Annotated in this window: 8 protein-coding genes; 4 read left to right on the forward strand and 4 right to left on the reverse strand. The window is 40.0% G+C overall.

The features are described from left to right. Window positions 1–11: 11 nt before the first annotated feature. The 3 genes from AC0VZ4_RS24605 to AC0VZ4_RS24615 are packed head-to-tail and all read right to left on the reverse strand — an operon-like array spanning window position 12 to window position 8,095. Entirely contained in the window at window positions 12–1,682 is a 1,671-nt protein-coding gene (locus AC0VZ4_RS24605; protein ID WP_475441917.1) for an amino acid adenylation domain-containing protein, read from the reverse strand. A gap of 1 nt (window position 1,683) precedes the next feature. Beyond that, entirely contained in the window at window positions 1,684–1,896 is a 213-nt protein-coding gene (locus AC0VZ4_RS24610) for an MbtH family protein (RefSeq protein WP_008139329.1), read from the reverse strand. Beyond that, complete coding sequence (locus AC0VZ4_RS24615; protein WP_475441918.1) at window positions 1,889–8,095, reverse strand: amino acid adenylation domain-containing protein; 6,207 nt, start codon at window positions 8,093–8,095, stop codon at window positions 1,889–1,891. The genes AC0VZ4_RS24610 and AC0VZ4_RS24615 overlap by 8 nt, the downstream gene beginning before the upstream one ends. Window positions 8,096–8,225: 130 nt before the next feature. Between AC0VZ4_RS24615 and AC0VZ4_RS24620 the strand changes: the two genes are divergently transcribed. The 3 genes from AC0VZ4_RS24620 to AC0VZ4_RS24630 all read left to right on the forward strand — a co-directional run bounded on the left by AC0VZ4_RS24620 (window position 8,226) and on the right by AC0VZ4_RS24630 (window position 13,156). Beyond that, window positions 8,226–9,563, forward strand: coding sequence for a salicylate synthase (locus AC0VZ4_RS24620; RefSeq protein WP_475441919.1), 1,338 nt, complete (start codon window positions 8,226–8,228; stop codon window positions 9,561–9,563). 130 nt (window positions 9,564–9,693) lie between these two features. Then, window positions 9,694–11,004 carry a lysine N(6)-hydroxylase/L-ornithine N(5)-oxygenase family protein gene (locus AC0VZ4_RS24625; protein ID WP_475441920.1) on the forward strand — a complete coding sequence of 437 codons (1,311 nt, stop codon included), beginning with the start codon at window positions 9,694–9,696 and terminating at the stop codon, window positions 11,002–11,004. Between the two features lie 127 nt (window positions 11,005–11,131). After that, complete coding sequence (locus tag AC0VZ4_RS24630) at window positions 11,132–13,156, forward strand: S9 family peptidase (RefSeq protein ID WP_475441921.1); 2,025 nt, start codon at window positions 11,132–11,134, stop codon at window positions 13,154–13,156. Window positions 13,157–13,675: 519 nt separating this feature from the next. Here the strand turns inward: AC0VZ4_RS24630 and AC0VZ4_RS24635 are convergent. After that, entirely contained in the window at window positions 13,676–15,277 is a 1,602-nt protein-coding gene (locus tag AC0VZ4_RS24635; protein WP_475441922.1) for an isocitrate lyase, read from the reverse strand. Window positions 15,278–15,519: 242 nt separating this feature from the next. Between AC0VZ4_RS24635 and AC0VZ4_RS24640 the strand changes: the two genes are divergently transcribed. Next, entirely contained in the window at window positions 15,520–17,700 is a 2,181-nt protein-coding gene (locus AC0VZ4_RS24640) for a malate synthase G (RefSeq protein WP_475441923.1), read from the forward strand. Window positions 17,701–17,891 lie beyond the last annotated feature (191 nt).

Genomic DNA, 17,891 nt, shown 5'->3' on the forward strand with positions numbered 1-17,891 from the left:
TCTTTACCAAATCATGTTGTTGACTTGGCGAGGATGTCTTGTTGCTTCAAACGCAGCAGCTCTAGCCGCTGTTGATGCAAAGAAGAAGTACTTTTTTGATTTGCTTGCCACTGCATAAGTAACGCTTTCTCATCCAGTTTTCCATTTACTGTTAGCGGGAATTTTTTAACAAATAGAAAGTCTGAAGGTAAATAGTGAACAGGGAGAAGCTGAGATAGATAATTTCTCAATGTTGCTATTGGCTGTGCGGTAAATGATTCCTCTGTCGCGATTAAAATAGCAATTAAGCCATCTGATAAACCACTGTCGAGGCATGGTTTTGCTATCACGGCTGCTCTTTGTATCTTTGCATGAGATTCTAAAACAACTTCTATTTCACTCGGCTCAATACGAAATCCCCTTACTTTCAATTGCCTGTCTGCGCGACCAAAATAAAAGAGTTGACCATCAATTTGCTTCGCTAAGTCACCCGAACGATACATCCGCTTCCCAGTGTGAAAAGGACTGGCAACAAATCGCATCGCGGTTAGATCAGGGCGATTGATGTAACCGAATGCCACTTGATCTCCTGCTACATAAATTTCACCAATTTCACCATCAGCCACTTTTTCTAAATTCTCATCAAGTAAAAGCACCTCCAAACTAGATAGTCCTTCACCTATTGGACTATTTTCAGTGCCACAAAGTGAATCACTTAGTGTTAGCCATGTTACGTGCACCGTTGTCTCTGTGATCCCGTACATGTTTATCAATTGCAATGTTTCGCAAGGGTAAAGCTGCCACCATTTTTTTACTTTATCCAAATTAAGTGCTTCACCACCAAAGACTACTTTGCGCAAGCATAGTGGTTGCTCACTCATTTTTAGAGCCTTACTTTCTGCGTCAATTAAGGCATAAAATGCTGAAGGCGTTTGATTCAGAATAGTGACCTTTTCTGCTCTCAAATATTGCACTAAGGCGTCTGGTGACCAAATTACACTTTTTGGAATAATCGTTAGCTTGGCTCCTGTGGTCAAAGCTCCCCACACTTCCCACACTGAAAAATCAAAAGCCAGTGAATGAAACAAAGCCCAAACATCAGTATGTGTTGCATCTAATAAAGGCATTGCCGCATTAATTAAGGCCAGAACTTGCTGATGCCCTACAACAACTCCCTTAGGGTTTCCCGTCAACCCTGAAGTAAAAATAATATAAGCGAAAGCACCTGCGGCTCTGTAAACAGGTTTCTCGTGCTCATCTGGAACAAAGTTAAATTGGTCCTCGACAAACAACAAATGACTCATAGCTTTAGTAAGTGAATCGTTACCCCAAAGTGTCTTGCTCAACTCTCGCTGAGTAACAATTGCGCTAGGCTGACTACAAGCAATTATCCAATCGATCCTTTCTTTAGGGTAGTCGGGATCAATCGGCACATAGCACGCTCCAAGTTGCAATATTGCTAACACGTGAATAATTTGCTCACAGTTTCTAGGCAGTATTAAAGCCACGCAGTTTCCTGTACGAACACCACTTGCATAAAGTCGATGTGATGCCAAATCAGCTTTTTGTTTAAGCGCTTTATATGTCAAGGAGCTATGTTCATCACTAACGGCGATGCGATTAGGGTGCATAACGGCTTGTTCAGCAAAGGATTGATACAGGCATGCTGTACCTGCTGGCATCCCTTTGTTAATCTGATCCATATTAATTCCCATCCATCTCTATGAGTGATTTAGGACGTAAATCTGTCCAATTATCATTTAGCCAACTCAAACAAGTATCACGTGTTTGAGGGCCAAAAACCTGCTCCCAACCAGAAGGAATAGTTAATACTTCAGGCCATAACGAATACTGTTTTTCATGATTGATAAGAACTACAAATGCCATTGATTCATCATCGAAAATATTTTCACTCATGATTTAACTCCAAAGAGATTGTTGATAGGGGGTTTAATTCGCTGTTATTAAGTTGCGCAGAATTTGCGGCTTCATGACTGAATTTGTTACAACTATCGACAACTTCTTGCAAATAGAACTCAAAATCAGTTAATAGCTGAACGCTACGTTTTTTGCCCACTGCATGCGGGTCAAAGCTCAAACGGATCTTGGTTGTTGCACCAGGGTAGATAAATAAAGCAGCGGCTTGGCCAACCGAATCTTGCCACTTAACATCCTTCAATCCTGCCAATGCAACTGGTAATGTAAATCCTTGATATGAATCGACTTGTTTAATTGGATCTGCGGTTTGTGTATCCGCATCAAGGGCATTTTCAATAACTAATAAAGTATCAAAAAATTCACCAAAACGATGAGTCGCCTCCAAATTATCCAACCTAACCGGAGCTAACGCTTGCCATTCAAATTGTTCAGTTTGCAACTGCTGCAACAACGCAATTGGACTACTCAAAGGATCGGTCTTAATCCGTATTGGTACTAACTGAGTAACCAATCCAACAAGCGTTTCAATACCTGCTAACGACGCTGCACGACCAGAATCAAATAAACCAAATACGACATCGTCCTGATTAAGTGCATTACCCACTGTTTTAGCCCATGCCAATTGAAATAGCATGGCCGTAGATACATTAATCTTTGCAGCTAATGCTTTAACATCTGTGTTTACAGCAGCACAAAGCACACTAGATAATTCTTGTGAAGGAAATCGTTGCTGTCTTGTCGGGCACAATAATGAAGGGGCTTTGAAACCATTCAGCGCTTTATTCCAATATTGACAAGCTATTGTCGGGTCTTGTTTTTGTAACCAATCAAGATATTGACCCCAATGTAAATTTGGATAAGCTAAAGTGGCTTCAGCACTCACCCCTCCAAGCCACTCTTGCAAAATTCGAGGGGCTGACCAACCATCAAGCAGTAAGTGATGACAATGAATCAAAATTAGCCACTGACTATCACTTATACGTATAGATAAAAATCGCATGAGTGGCGGAGCATCAAATTCAAAGCGATATTGGTACCATGCTGTGCGATGCTGCGCTAACAATGCTTCATATTGCTCACTTGGTTCACCACGTAGATCTAAAGTTTCCCATACAGGCTCGAGTATATCGGCAGTAAAGGTAGAAAATGTTTTCACAAAAAAGCCTGATCTTAGCGCGTCATGACGGCGCAGAAGATCCGCGGCCCCTGCTTTTAAAGCACTTTCAGATATTTCTGGGGTGTGTTGATTAGAAAGAGTTATTTCCATTTGTGTTGTCCATGGATCTGCTAGTCCATGACAGTGGCGAAGCATTTCAACTTGCAGTGGCGTAGCTGGCTTAATTGTCAAATTATTACTATCAACAAGACCTTGCGCTTGTAGCTGTTGTTGTTCTTCAATAAAACAGTCGTGTAGTTGATGAAAAAGCTTATTTAACTCAGCTTTAAATCGTAGTAGATCACTATGGTGCAATTCGCTACTAGGTGCTATCGCATTAAAGTGAAGTGTTTTTATCCCTTTTTGTTGGCTGTAATAGGCTGTTAAATCTAAAGAATTTAGTAACGGCCAATGATCGGAGCAAGCTTCAGTGAGCTGCTCAAGAAGCGGAGTTACTGACCATAAATCTGAATTGGAGGATAAATTTAAATCACCAAGAAAATTAAAACCGACTAACCATCCATTTACACCTTGTTGAGCAGGCGCGACACCACTTGATGATACAAAAGGAGAGTCTTGCTGAATAATTTGACCACACCATTTACGCAACACTGTTTCTATCAACTGGCTCGACATTTCGTCCGATTTAGTCTTTAAAACATCACTATTGAGAGCCACATAAACTTCACGGGCAAACCAGCCAATGGTCCTGCTTAAATCTTGTGTTGGTTCCTGTACTTCTCGACCATGCCGCTCTAGTACCAAGGTAGGGCAGCGATTATCTAGCGCTGGTTTTAATTTTGATGTAATAGCAGCTAAGCAACTTATAGCAGGTAATAAACTAGCCAGTGGAAGCCCTAACCTACGAGCGACAGTTAATGCAGGACATGTTTTATTATAAGGTTCCAAGCTCCAAGTTAATGTGTGAGCACTTGCCAACGTTCCCAAATTGGTTGAATTTGGCGCAGGTATATACTGCTGGCTTAATTTATTTATATGATTGGACCAACTACGCCATGATGTTGGTACAGGAGGTAATTCAAGTTTTTCATTACTCACTTGCTGATTTCGGACAATCGCAAGGTCTTCAGCCAAAATATGCCATGATGAGGCATCTATGACTAAATGGTTTATGGCAAACCAAGCCCTTTGGTTATTATTTTCATTTTCTTTAACTAACAATACGGCAACCATAACACCATTTTCAGGACTTAAATTACTGCATAGTTGTTTTGCCAACTCAGCTGCTGATAATACACCTGAGTTTTCTAAAGTGGGTAAATCAGCATTTTCAGAATACACTCTATACTTATCATCATCACACTGTTGATAAGTTTGCTCACAATAAATAGTTTGGGTATTTTCAACCGGAACATTTAGGGATAACTCTCCCGTACCCGATTGCACCAATTGAGCTCGCAACAACCCATGGCGATTAAGTAAAGCATACACAAGCTCTTTTAGTTCACCAGCCGTCATACTTTCAGGCACTACTACACTTGCTAGTTGTGCAAATCGATCAAGCGGTGTCGCTGCATTAAGGTAGCGCTGCATTAATAAAGTTGAAGTAAGCTGACCTTTATCATTACTATCGTGGTTAACCGTTTTACTATTTTGACTGTCTCCGAGGGGATCAACTTCGTGTAATTCTTTAACCAAATTCGCAATGCATTTTGCATTAAATACTTGACGAGGAGTAAGGTGGATCCCTTCTCGACGAGCGCGGCTGACTAATTTTACAACTGAAATACTATCGCCACCCACTGCAAAAAATCCATCGTCAATGCCTATTGTCTCAATCCCTAAAACGTCACACACTAAATTACATAGCTTTTTCTCCAGTTCATTGCGAGGGGCTCTTTTGGCAATAACACCTAAATCTTCAGGTATCGACAGCGCTTTACGATTAATTTTTCCATTAGGTAACTTAGGTAGTTTTTTATTAATTACAAAATACTTGGGGACTAAGTGAGGGGGTAGAGCTTGCTCACATACATAGCGAAAGCGAGCTATTAAGTTTAAATTAGCCTCTTGATTATCGCTTAGTTGCTCTATTTCATTTTCAATATAACAAATTAACTCCATCGCACTTTGAGTAACTGCTCTGGCAATGACAGCGCAAGGACATTTAATTAACAGCTCAATGGTTGACTCAACTTCGAGCGGCTCAACACGAAAACCTCTAATTTTCACTTGCTCGTCTATACGGCCAATGTATTCAATATTTCCTTGAGTTGTCCATTTTACTCTATCACCACTTAGATAAAGTCTTTCACCTTGTTCAGCAAAAGGATTAGCAATAAACTTGCTTGCTGTTAAATCACTACGATCAAGGTATCCTCTTGCTAATCCAGCACCAGCAATTGCAAGCTCACCAGGCACCCCTAAAGGCGCTAATTGCAAGCAACTATCTAAAACATAAACTTGCCCTCCTGCAACCGGCCCACCTATTACCGGCTTTTCAGCGGCATTGGTTTTAGCAATCATCGCATCCACTGTTGCCTCTGTCGGGCCATATAAATTAAAGCCCAACGTACCAGGAAGGCTCTTTATACGTTGCCAAAGCTCTTGTTTTACCGATTCACCACCAAAACCCAATATTGCAGGTGTGTGAGGTTCAATAAATTGCCCATTTGTATCTGTAAGTCCTGACTGTAACCACGGTAATACTTCATCTAGCATACTGGGAGTTAACTCAATAAAATCCATTTTTTTAAGCATTATCTCTTTGGCAAGAGTGACCGCGTCTTGCATCGTATTTGCATCAAATAAATAGACTTTATGGCCTTCAAACATCCACAGTGTAGGTTGCCATGAGGCATCAAAAGCCAAAGACCAAGCATGGCCAACTTTTAGCTGATTATGTTCTACAAGCGCAGAAGCTTCGCTATAGAGATCGTGTTTATGACTAGCAATAAGGTTAACCAGCGAAGCATGTTTTACAACCACACCTTTTGGCTGCCCTGTTGAGCCTGATGTAAACGTAATACAGGCTGGATGAGATGAGCGCAATGGCCAGCATCTCTCTTCGTTTGTAAGATTAAGATCACTATTTTTTATACTTAATGCTTCATTCTCAATAACTAACAAACTCACTGTTTTAGTTTGTAGTTCAGTCGCTTTAGCTGATTCAAATGAATGTGCATCACCGTTATTAATTACTATATTTGGCGCCGCCAATGTAAGTACTCGGTTAATGTAATCCTCTGGATAATTTGGATCTATAGGCACAATAGCGGCACCTGCCTTGAGTGTACCAAGCATCACAACGAACCATTCCAACTGGCGAGGCATTATTATGGCAACCCGATCTTCTGGCCCAATCCCTTGCGATACTAGCCACCTAGCGACTCTATTTGATCTTGCATTGAGCGTTAAAAAACTGAGGTCATGCAGCACGTTTTGTTTTTGCAAAACACTCTTTATCGTTTCACTGCCAACTAACTCAACGGCAGTTCGATTTGGGTATTTACTCACGGTACTCTCAAACCAAGCAACGAGCGTTGTTATTGGGCTTACAAAAGCATCGCGTTGACCCCATTTTATTAATTGATTTTCATCGGGTAATACAGTGGTAATGTTAGCTAGTGCTATATCTGGTTCTTGGACACAATGTTTAAGTAACTGTAGCAACCGTTTTAAATGATTTGGTATGGTTTTTGGTCGATATAATGAAGCACGCCAAGTGGCTTGAAACTGAAGGCAGTTATCTTTTAATAATGCGTCAAAAGAGAGATCTGTTTGCGTTGTACCATTAAAATACTTTTCCCAATGTACATCTAAGCCATCTATTATGGGTGGAGACATCCCATGGCTTAAGAAAGTAACCATAGTGTCTAATAATGGGTTTTGCGATTCCCCTCGTTTTATTTGTAATTTTTCAAGTAATAATTCAAAGGGTAAGTCTGCATGTGAAAAAGCAGCACGACATTGTGTCGCACAATCACGGATCAGCTCACGAAAACAAAGTTTATTATCAACCTTAATCCGCAGTGGAATAACATTCCCAAAATTACCTATCAGATCACTCAGCTCAGGTAAATTACGATGCGAAGCCACTGTCCCTATCGTCACTTCTGAGGCCCTAGAAAGCCGAGTCATTAATAAAGCAATCACCGCAATAATGGCTTCAAAAGTTGTAACTTGTTCTTCTCGTGCTAACGTAAGTAGGGTTTGTGTTGTTGCTTGATCAAGATTATCACTGTGCCAGCCACCATTTTCATTTTGCTTCACTCCCCGAGGAAAATCAGTTGGAAAATCAATAGGCTCAGGTAGCGGTGTAAGCTGCTTTTGCCAGAACGCAACCTGCTCTTTGCTTTGTTCGGAATCTTGTTGCCATTTTTCACGATGCCATTGAGCAAAATCTAAATACTGGATGGGTAAAGGAGCCCGTTGTTTAGATTCGCCGCTCTTAATTAGCCTATAGTATGTTGATAATTCATTAGAAAAAATACCAAATGACGCCCCGTCCCAAACAATATGTTGCCCTACCATAACTAAAGTGTGATGACTGTCGGTCATTTTTACGAGAGCAAGTCGAAGTGTACTCTTAGTTGCAAGATCGAAAGGTTCTGTACTTGCATGTTGTGCTATTTCTTTAAGACGTACTTCTCGCGTCTGATGATCTAAATCTTGTAAATCATATTCACACCACTGCAAAGGAAATTCATCAAGCACTTTTTGTCGAGCACCAACAATAGGGTCTGCATAATAGGAAGTTCGAAAAATACTGTGCCTGTTCACTAATTCAAAACAACTTTGCTGTAAAACACGCGCATCTAAACAACCTTTAAATTGCCACAAGACACAAACATTGTAAGCAGACGAAAGTGGGTCCAGTTGATTAAGTAACCACATCCTTTCTTGCGCATTAGAAAGTACATAACTGGTCTCATTTTTTGCTTTTGAAACTGTAAAGCTTTGATTTAATGTCGATAAAGAGTCCACATTATTATTCGGCATGATTATTTTTCGAGTTGCCGCCAATTTTCTCGCAAGCTTTAGCCTAAGTGCATTATCCATAAAACAGACCCTAAAATATAAACAATAATAATTTGCATTATTATTTACTGTAGTTATTATTGCAACACATTGATTGAAAATTAATCCCGTGTGTATGCAAAATGTATTTTGAAAAGGAGCATAAGATATTATGAAAACTAATTTTTCCAATGAAGGCACAACCCAAAGCGATGAGCAAAATTTAATCTTCGCACGAGCAGCCGCTCTAGCCGACAGTGGTATATTTAAAGAATATTTAATTTACGAAGATAACGGTGAATGTTGGTTTGCAGGGGGTATTGTTCGATCTATAACAGTATTTGCAACTCACATTGAATCTAATACCTCTGCAGGAAAAACTCAGCGCCAAGTTAACAGCGAAAACCTCTGCCAAGTCCTACAGCAAGAATTAAATACTTGGGATGGTGAGTGGCAAGCATGCGGATGGTCTAGTTTTGAATTCGCGTATGCCCTGAAATCACCAGAACTATTAACCGAAGAAGAAAAAGCAGGTCAAGAAGCGTTATTATTTATTTGTGAGCCAAAAATAACGATATCCCTAGGGAAAAAACCAACACTCATTAAATCTAAATCCAGTGAACTTGAGCAGCAAGTACGCTTAATACTAGAAAATGCAGTTGTACGAGCACACGTTCCTTACAAAAATGTCGAAATACCAGACAATATTAATTATAAAAATGCAGTCAAAAAGTCTGTCGCCAATATTAAAAATGGTTTACTAGAAAAAGTCATACTCTCGCGTAAGGTTCCCCTACATTTTTCGCCCGATTACACTGCGACTTGGCTTCAAGGGCGTTCGATGAACACACCTGCTCGTTCATTTACAATGAATTTAGCTGGTTGGAAAATCACTGGGTTTAGTCCTGAAATTGTACTTTCAGTTGATGAAAACCGTAAAGTTACAACAGAGCCGTTAGCGGGTACTCGACGATTAGAAGGTAATCCAGAAACAGATCAAAAAATATTTGATGAGTTACTAAAAGATCCAAAAGAAACCCACGAACACGCAATATCTGTGAGACTTTCAGTTGACGAAATGAATGAAGTTTGTGAACCAGAATCTGTACATGTACCACAGTTCATGGTTCAAAAAAAGCGAGGTTCTGTGCAACATTTAGCTTCGAGAGTCTGTGGCACTCTAAAAACAGAATATAACGCTTGGCATGCATTCGAAAGCCTATTTCCTGCTGTTACAGCGTCTGGTATTCAAAAGCTGGCTGCTTTTTCAGAAATACGACGACACGAAGGCAGTAGCAGAGGGCTTTATGCAGGCGCAATTTTAAAACTAGATCACACAGGCGTTATTGACGCAGCATTAGTTTTACGCAGTGTTATGAGTAAAGGCGATCAGCACTGGTTACAGGCTGGAGCCGGAATTGTACTTGATTCAACACCAGAAAGAGAACTCACCGAAACCAGTGAAAAACTAGCAAGCATTTCACCTTGGGTTGTTGAAAAAACAAGCTAAATTAACGTAATTCATTAAATAAGGATACTTAATGAATCCTTATTCAGCTAATACCCTCTGCTACACATTTTTATAAACAAAAGTAAATTTATGTAGCAGATAAAAGTTGTTTTAAACGAGGAGTTTAAGCATGGCACAGCCACTAATACCTACATACGATATCATTGGTGTCGGATTTGGCCCATCAAATATAGCTTTGGCGATTGCCTTAGAAGAAATTAAAAGCAATTCCACCACACTAAATGCCTTATTTATTGATAAACAGCCAGAATATCAATGGCATGGTGATACTATTACTAACCAAAGTGGGCTACAAGTCTCATTTTTGAAAGATCTTGTTACATTGAGAAATCCAACCAGCCCTTACTCTTTCTTAAATTATTTACATTCACATAATCGTTTAGTGGACTTCATAAATTTAAGTACTTTCTACCCAAGCAGGTTAGAATTTAATGACTACCTTCGCTGGGTTGCGGGTCATTTTTCTTCTCAATGTCAATACGGCGAAGAGGTTACCTCTATTGAGCCGGTTATGGATAATCAAAAAGTAAAATTACTCAAAGTGACAACAGCAGATACAGGTGGTACAAGTAAGGTCCGTTTTACTAAATCACTTGTTATGGGCACTGGCGGAACCCCTTTAATACCGGAAGTTTTTAAACCGCTAAAACAAACCTCGCTTGTATTTCATCATACTCACTACCTATCAAAAATGGCTAAACTTATTCCAGTAAAAACAAAAGATTTACGCATTGCTATAATCGGTGGTGGGCAAAGTGCTGCGGAAGCTTTTATTGATATTGATGATAATTATCCACACGCAAAAGTTGATTTAATTATGCGTGGTAATTCGATGAAGCCAGCAGATTCAAGTCCCTATGTGAATGAAATTTTTAACCCATCATCAACAGACTCTATATTCAGTAAAACGCAGCAAGAAAGAGAAGAGCTATTAAAAGAATATAAATACGCTAATTATTCAGCTGTTGACTCATCGATGATTGAGCAAATATATAATATTTTTTATCAACAAAAAGTTGCCATGATGGAGCAACATACATATTGCCCTAACAGTGAAGTTACTGAAACATCTGAAAAAAATGGAAAAATAACGCTGTCTGTACTTGATAGAAAATCAAATCAGCATGCCACGAATAATTACGATTTAGTAATTTTAGCAACAGGGTATCAACGACCTAAAATGGCGCCTATGTTAGAACCTATTAAAGCCTATTTAGGAAACATTGATATTGATCGAAATTATCAAGTTAAAACGGACGAACGTTTTCTTCCATCGTTATTTTTGCAAGGGCGTTCAGAATCATCCCATGGTTTAAGCGACACCTTACTCTCAATACTTTCAGTAAGGTCAGCAGAAATAGCACACTCATTACAGGCAGAGTTGCAAGAACAAGCTCAGCAAGCAGTTGCTTTAGCTTAATCCCTTGAAATGCATATTACTCAAATAAGTCATTATCTAAGTAATGTGCATTCATCGCAATCGGGTTTATTTTCAATCATTATTGCCTTATAACAGATGTGATACTGTTTAATAACAAGGAATAAAAATGAAGTTTATTGCCCCTTTTGCGCTTTTGGCAACAGTCAGTTTTTCAGGTTTTACGAGTCAAACAGAGCAAACGCTACAACTTGAAAACGTATTCGACCTTGAATATGCGAATCAGATAGATATAACCGAAGACGGTAAAACCGTTTACTTTGTGCGTAATCGTATGGATATAAAAACAGATCGCAAAGTGGGCAATATTTGGTCTGTTGATTACAAAACCAAACAAATGCAACCATTAACCTCTGGCGTGCATATGGATTATTCGCCAGCACTCTCTCCTGATGGTCAACGCCTTGCGTTTATATCAACACGTGATGGCAGCAGCCAAATATATATAAAATGGCTTAAAACAGGTGCTATGGCAAAAATTAGTAACTTAACGAGTAGCCCACGTGCAATTACATGGAGCCCTGATTCTAGCCAATTAATATTTAGCATGTTTGTACCAAGTGCAACTTCAGCCCCCGTAAACCTGCCCGGTAAACCAAAAGGGGCAACGTGGGCAGAACCCGCTAAATTTATTGATGATGTTTATTACCGTTCAGATGGTGGCGGTTACACACAAAAAGGTTTTAGCCAATTATTTTCCATAGATGCTAACGGTGGTAATGCCAAGCGACTCACTCATGATGAGTTTGATAACGCCGGCGATGTAAGCTTTAGTAACGATGGTAAATCACTTTATTTTTCTGCAAACCGACATAAAAACAACCAGCTAAAATTCACAAATAATGAAATTTATAAACTTGATTTGGCCTCGCAAACTATAACCGAAATTACTAACCGAGATGGCCCTGATGAACAACCTAAAGTATCGCCCGATGGCCGTTACTTAGCGTACACAGGTTATGACGATAAACGCACTAATTACGAAAATGCTCAACTTTATATTCGTGATTTAAAAACAGGTAACACAACTAGTTTAACGCCAAATTTTGATCGTAGCGTTGGGCAAATAAAATGGAGTGCAAATTCAAAAGGTGTGTACTTTAGTTACGCTGATAAAGGTCAAACGGCCCTTGCCTATCAACCACGCAGTGGCAAGCGTAAAATAATAACAACCCAAATTGGCAGCGTTGCCTTTGGTCGCCCTTATTCTGGTGGCGACTTTGATGTAAGTGAAAATGGTGAGGTAGCCTTTACCCTTGCAGATACCCAGCGCCCTGCTGATATAGCAACAATTAAACGCGGTAAAGCGCAGCGTTTAACTACCCTTAATGCAGATGCATTGGGTGACAAAGCTTTGGCTAAAGTGGAAGAAATTTGGATTAAATCAAGTCACGATGAGCTACCAATCCAAGGTTGGGTTGCCTACCCGCCAGAATTTGATAGCAGCAAAAAATACCCGCTAATACTAGAAATTCACGGCGGCCCTGTCGCTAATTATGGCCCGCACTTTAGCGCTGAAATTCAACTGTTTGCAGCCAAAGGTAATGTCGTTTTATACATGAACCCACGTGGTAGTGATTCCTATGGTAAAGAGTTTGCACAAACTATTCATCATAATTACCCAAGTAACGATTTTGATGACTTAATGACAGGTGTTGATGCGCTAATAGCGAAAGGCTTTATTGACGAGTCTAAATTGTTTGTAACCGGTGGCTCTGGTGGCGGTGTATTAACTGCATGGATTGTGGGTCATACAGATCGCTTTGCTGCAGCTGTAGTTGCTAAGCCTGTTATTAATTGGATCAGTTTTGTACTAACAGCAGATTTTTACCCGTTTTTTGCTGATTATTGGTTCCCAGGTAAACCATGGGATCACATTGAGCACTACATGAAACGCTCGCCTATTAGCTATGTTGGAAACGTTAAAACTCCTACTATGTTGCTCACTGGTGAATCTGACTACCGTACACCAATTTCAGAAACTGAGCAGTTTTATCAGGCATTAAAATTACAAGGTGTTGATACTGCAATGGTGCGAATTCCTAATGCTTCACATGGCATTACAGCTCGGCCATCAAACTTAATGACAAAAGTTGCTTATATTCAATGGTGGTTTGATAAACACACTAAATAATAAATTTATAGCTCAAATAAAAGCCACTTCAAATAAGTGGCTTTTATATTTACCACTATAGTATTCAAACTGTAAACCCCCTTTACACTTCTGTGACAGTTAAATATCGGACTTAGCTAAAACTTCAGTTAGTAAAATTTCGGTTTATAACATTTTTTGTAACTTGAGTTGGTAAAAAATCGGTTTGAGTCACTGTTTATAGCCTTTCAGTTAGTAAAATTTTGTTTTATAGCACAAAGAAGTTAGTAAAAAATCGGTTTATAAATTCGTTTAGTTTGCCTATTAAATCAAAAATCAGTCACTTACCCGCCTTTTAAAGTTGCCGTAAACGCTTTTTACAGCAAAATCACCCCAAATATGCCGTTTTATGAAAGGTTAGTTAAACTCTGATCTGTAAATTGAGACAGGTAGTTAAATAGTGATCCAACATGATTTGGTTAGTTAAAGTCTGATCTAAATAAAAATTAAAGCAATAAAAAAGGGCCTATCGGCCCTTGAGTAACACTATCTAGTTAGGAATTAAAACTGGTTCATGGTGTTGTCTTCACCACCGGCTTTTAGCGCATTATCACCAGAGAAGTATTCTTTGTGCGTATCGCCCATGTTAGACCCTGCTAAATCTTGGTGCTTAACCGATGCTTGCTCACGGCGAATTTCTTGGCGTTGTACGTCACGTACATAAGCCAGCATACCCATATCGCCAAAGTAACCTTCTGATAAAATATCAGTGCTTAGCGCAGCTGTATGGTATGTCGGCAAGGTTATTAAGTGATGGAAAATACCGGCTTCACGTGCGCCATCGCGTTGGAAGTTTTGCACTAGTAAATCGGCTGCTTGCGCAAGCTCTGTTGCATCCATTTCTGGTGCCATAAGGCCTTTATTATCGCCAAGACTTGGGTAAGCGCTAAGGTCACGGCCTGCCTCTTCCCACTCTTGATACACTTGCTCACGAAACTTAAGCGTCCAGTTAAACGAAGGCGAGTTGTTGTATACCAGTTTTGCATTTGGCACGTGTTCTTTTACACGATTTACCAGTTCTGCAATTTGTTTAACATGTGGTTTTTCTGTTTCAATCCACAGTAAATCAGCGCCCGACTGCAAGCTAGTAATACAATCGAGTACTACACGATCTTTTTCCGTGCCTTCACGGAATTGGAATAAACCGTTATCTAGACGAGTTGGTTTACATAACTGGCCATTAATTTTCATTGCCGTATCGCCTTCATTTAAGTCATCAACACCATTAATTGGAGTCGTTTCTAAAAATGCATTGTATTGGCTTGCTAAGTCACCTGGTGTTTGCGACACAGGTACTTTTTGAGTAAGGCTGGCGCCTAATGAATCTGTACGTGCCACAATAATGCCGTTATCAATACCTAACTCTAAAAAGGCGTAACGTACTGCGTTAATTTTTGCTAAAAAGTCTTCGTGTGGAACGGTCACTTTACCCGCTTGGTGACCACATTGTTTGGCGTCAGATACTTGGTTTTCTATTTGAATGGCACACGCACCGGCTTCAATCATTTTTTTAGCCAGTAAATAAGTTGCTTCTTCGTTACCAAAACCTGCATCAATATCAGCAATAATTGGCACAACATGGGTTTCAAAGTTGTCTATTTTATCAATAACAGCTTGAACATCGCCGCCGTTCGCTTTTGCTGCATCTAGGTCGTTAAACAAGTGGTCTAGTTCACGTGCATCTGCTTGCTTTAAAAATGTGTAAATTTCTTCAATTAGCGCAGGTACCGATGTTTTTTCGTGCATGCTTTGATCTGGCAGCGGACCAAATGCAGAGCGAAGCGCTGCAACCATCCAACCACTTAAGTATACATAACTGCGCTTAGTTGTTTTTTGATGGCGCTTAATAGCCATCATCATTTGTTGTGCAGTAAAACCATGCCAACAGCCTAAAGATTGTGTGTACTGGCTTGTATCTGCGTCATATGCTGCCATATCATCACGCATTACGTCTGCTGTGTATTGTGCAATTTCAATCCCAGTACGGAAACGGTTTTGCAAGCGCATGCGGCTTGCATATTCAGGGTTGATTGCGTGCCATGCGCTACCTTGAGATTGGCAAAGAGTTGAGAGTGTGTCTGCTTCGCGTTGATATGTTGTCATAATAAAATCCTTCGAACGGGTGTGTAAATAATTTTAGTGTTGTGAGAGTGGCTACGTTACTCATGCTCCGTAGCGCTTAAATCAACATTAGGCTCATTTTTTAGATTTAGTAAATTTATAGTTGTTATTACGGCTATATATTTTATGAATGGCTAAAAAGCACTCAACATTGCTTTTTTGCGTTATTGTTGCCTTAACGCATAAGCGCACAACAACATCGCGACCGTTTAAGGAGGGCAATTATGTCCCACACTCTCACACACTCAGGACTCAGCGTAGACACACAACTCGCTGATTTTGTTAAAAGCCAATTACTCCCTGGCACTCACTTAAGTGAGCTGCAATTTTGGCAAAGCTTTGCACATATAGTTCAAACGCTTACCCCTATAAATAAGGCACTGCTTGAAAAGCGAGAGCTGCTTCAACAGCAAATAGATGACTATCATCTAGCTAATAAAACGTGGAATAGCGCCAAGTACCATGCCTTTTTACAAGATATTGGCTACTTGGTAAAAGAGCCTGCCAACTTTACAATTGAAACCCAAAATGTAGAGCCCGAAGTAGCCCTTACTGCAGGCCCTCAATTGGTTGTGCCTGTAAGTAACGCACGCTTTGCACTTAATGCCGCTAACGCACGTTGGGGCTCGTTATACGACGCTTTATACGGTACAGATGTGTTAAGCGAAGACGATGGAGCTGAAAAAGGCAATACCTACAATCCTGTTCGTGGTTTTAAAGTAATGGCCTACGCTCGCCAGTTTTTAGATAAAGCATTGCCGTTGACTAATGGCTCGCATATAGAAAGCACGAATTACTCGGTAGTAGATGGCGCACTTTTAATTACCTTGCGTGATAGCTCTCAAACCACATTAGCTAATCCATCTCAGCTTATTGGCTATCAAGGAGAAGCGCAAAATCCAACTGTAGTGTTATTAAAAAACAATGGCTTACATATAGAGCTACATATCGATCACCACCACATTATTGGCCAAGCTGATAAAGCAGGCTTAAAAGATGTAGTGCTAGAGGCCGCTCTTACCACCATTATGGATTGTGAAGATTCAGTAGCTGCGGTAGATGCAGAAGATAAAGTACAAATTTATAAAAATTGGCTTGGGTTGATGCAAGGTAACTTAGTTGAATCGTTTAAAAAAGGCGATAAAACTGTAGAGCGCACTCTGCAAAGTGATAAAACATACACCGCACTTGATGGTGGCACAGTTACTTTAAAAGGCCGTAGCATGATGTTTGTAAGAAACGTTGGCCATTTAATGACGAACCCTGCTATTACCGATGTGTACAATCAACCGGTATTTGAAGGCATTATGGATGCGATGTTTACTGCTACTGCTGCCCTGCACGACCTAAATAAAAAAACAGGTATAAAAAATTCAAGCGCGCAAAGTATTAATATAGTTAAACCAAAAATGCATGGCCCTGAAGAGGTAGCATTTACTAACACTTTATTTAGCTTAGTAGAGGAAGCGCTAAGCTTACCTAAAAACACGCTTAAAATGGGTATTATGGATGAAGAACGCCGCACTTCTGTAAACCTAAAAGCCTGTATTTGTGCAGCCAAAGAGCGTGTTGTATTTATAAATACTGGATTTTTAGACCGCACAGGCGATGAAATTCATACCTCTATGCAAGCGGGCGTTGTACTTCCAAAAGCACAGATTAAACAGCAACCATGGATACAGGCTTACGAGGATCGCAATGTCGATATTGGCCTTGCTTGTGGCTTGAGTCATAAAGCACAAATAGGTAAAGGCATGTGGCCAATGCCAGATAAAATGGCATTGATGATGGAGCAAAAACTAGCGCATCCTAAATCAGGCGCTAATACAGCATGGGTGCCCTCCCCTACAGCCGCTACTCTGCATGCAATGCATTATCACGATATAAACGTATTTAATGAGCAGCAAAGTATAGCTAAACGTACTATTGCTAGCCTTAATGACCTGCTTACACCGCCGCTAATGGCAGACCCTAAAACGCTTTCAAAAGAAGATATTCAAAGTGAGCTTGAAAACAACGCACAAGGTATTTTAGGTTACGTTGTACGTTGGATTGATCAAGGCGTAGGCTGTTCAAAAGTACCTGACATTAACCATATTGGGCTAATGGAAGACAGAGCAACACTGCGTATTTCAAGCCAGCATATGGCTAATTGGTTGCTAAATGGCGTGTGCTCACAGGCGCAAATAAAATCAACCATGGCTAAAATGGCCAAAGTGGTTGATGGACAAAACGAGCATGACACTGCCTATACACCCATGGCAACAAGCGAAGAAACCCTTAATAACAGCATTGCGTTTCAAGCCGCTACTGCATTAGTTTTAGAAGGCGTAACACAGCCTAGTGGTTACACTGAACCATTACTGCATAGCTACCGTATTAAATACAAAGCACAACATTGTTAATCACTCCAAATTTTTAACACGTGCTTGAATTGTTTTTTGAGTCAAACCAGCCTTCGGGCTGGTTTTTTATCGCCTAGAATTAAAATAGCAGCGCTTTTATGGCATTTTAAAAATATATATTCAAATAAGCATAATACACATGAATATCTAACATTTATTCAAACCTAAATTCGGATAATAAGTGCAATTTC

The sequence above is a fragment of the Pseudoalteromonas sp. QJM3NY_22 genome (genome assembly GCF_056173065.1).

Bases quoted from the DNA above. Each gene is read 5' to 3' on its own strand.
- AC0VZ4_RS24605 (WP_475441917.1), bottom strand. From the start codon at position 1,682: ATGGATCAGATTAACAAAGGGATGCCAGCAGGTACAGCATGCCTGTAT.
- AC0VZ4_RS24610 (WP_008139329.1), bottom strand. From the start codon at position 1,896: ATGAGTGAAAATATTTTCGATGATGAATCAATGGCATTTGTAGTTCTT.
- AC0VZ4_RS24615 (WP_475441918.1), bottom strand. From the start codon at position 8,095: ATGGATAATGCACTTAGGCTAAAGCTTGCGAGAAAATTGGCGGCAACT.
- AC0VZ4_RS24620 (WP_475441919.1), top strand. From the start codon at position 8,226: ATGAAAACTAATTTTTCCAATGAAGGCACAACCCAAAGCGATGAGCAA.
- AC0VZ4_RS24625 (WP_475441920.1), top strand. From the start codon at position 9,694: ATGGCACAGCCACTAATACCTACATACGATATCATTGGTGTCGGATTT.
- AC0VZ4_RS24630 (WP_475441921.1), top strand. From the start codon at position 11,132: ATGAAGTTTATTGCCCCTTTTGCGCTTTTGGCAACAGTCAGTTTTTCA.
- AC0VZ4_RS24635 (WP_475441922.1), bottom strand. From the start codon at position 15,277: ATGACAACATATCAACGCGAAGCAGACACACTCTCAACTCTTTGCCAA.
- AC0VZ4_RS24640 (WP_475441923.1), top strand. From the start codon at position 15,520: ATGTCCCACACTCTCACACACTCAGGACTCAGCGTAGACACACAACTC.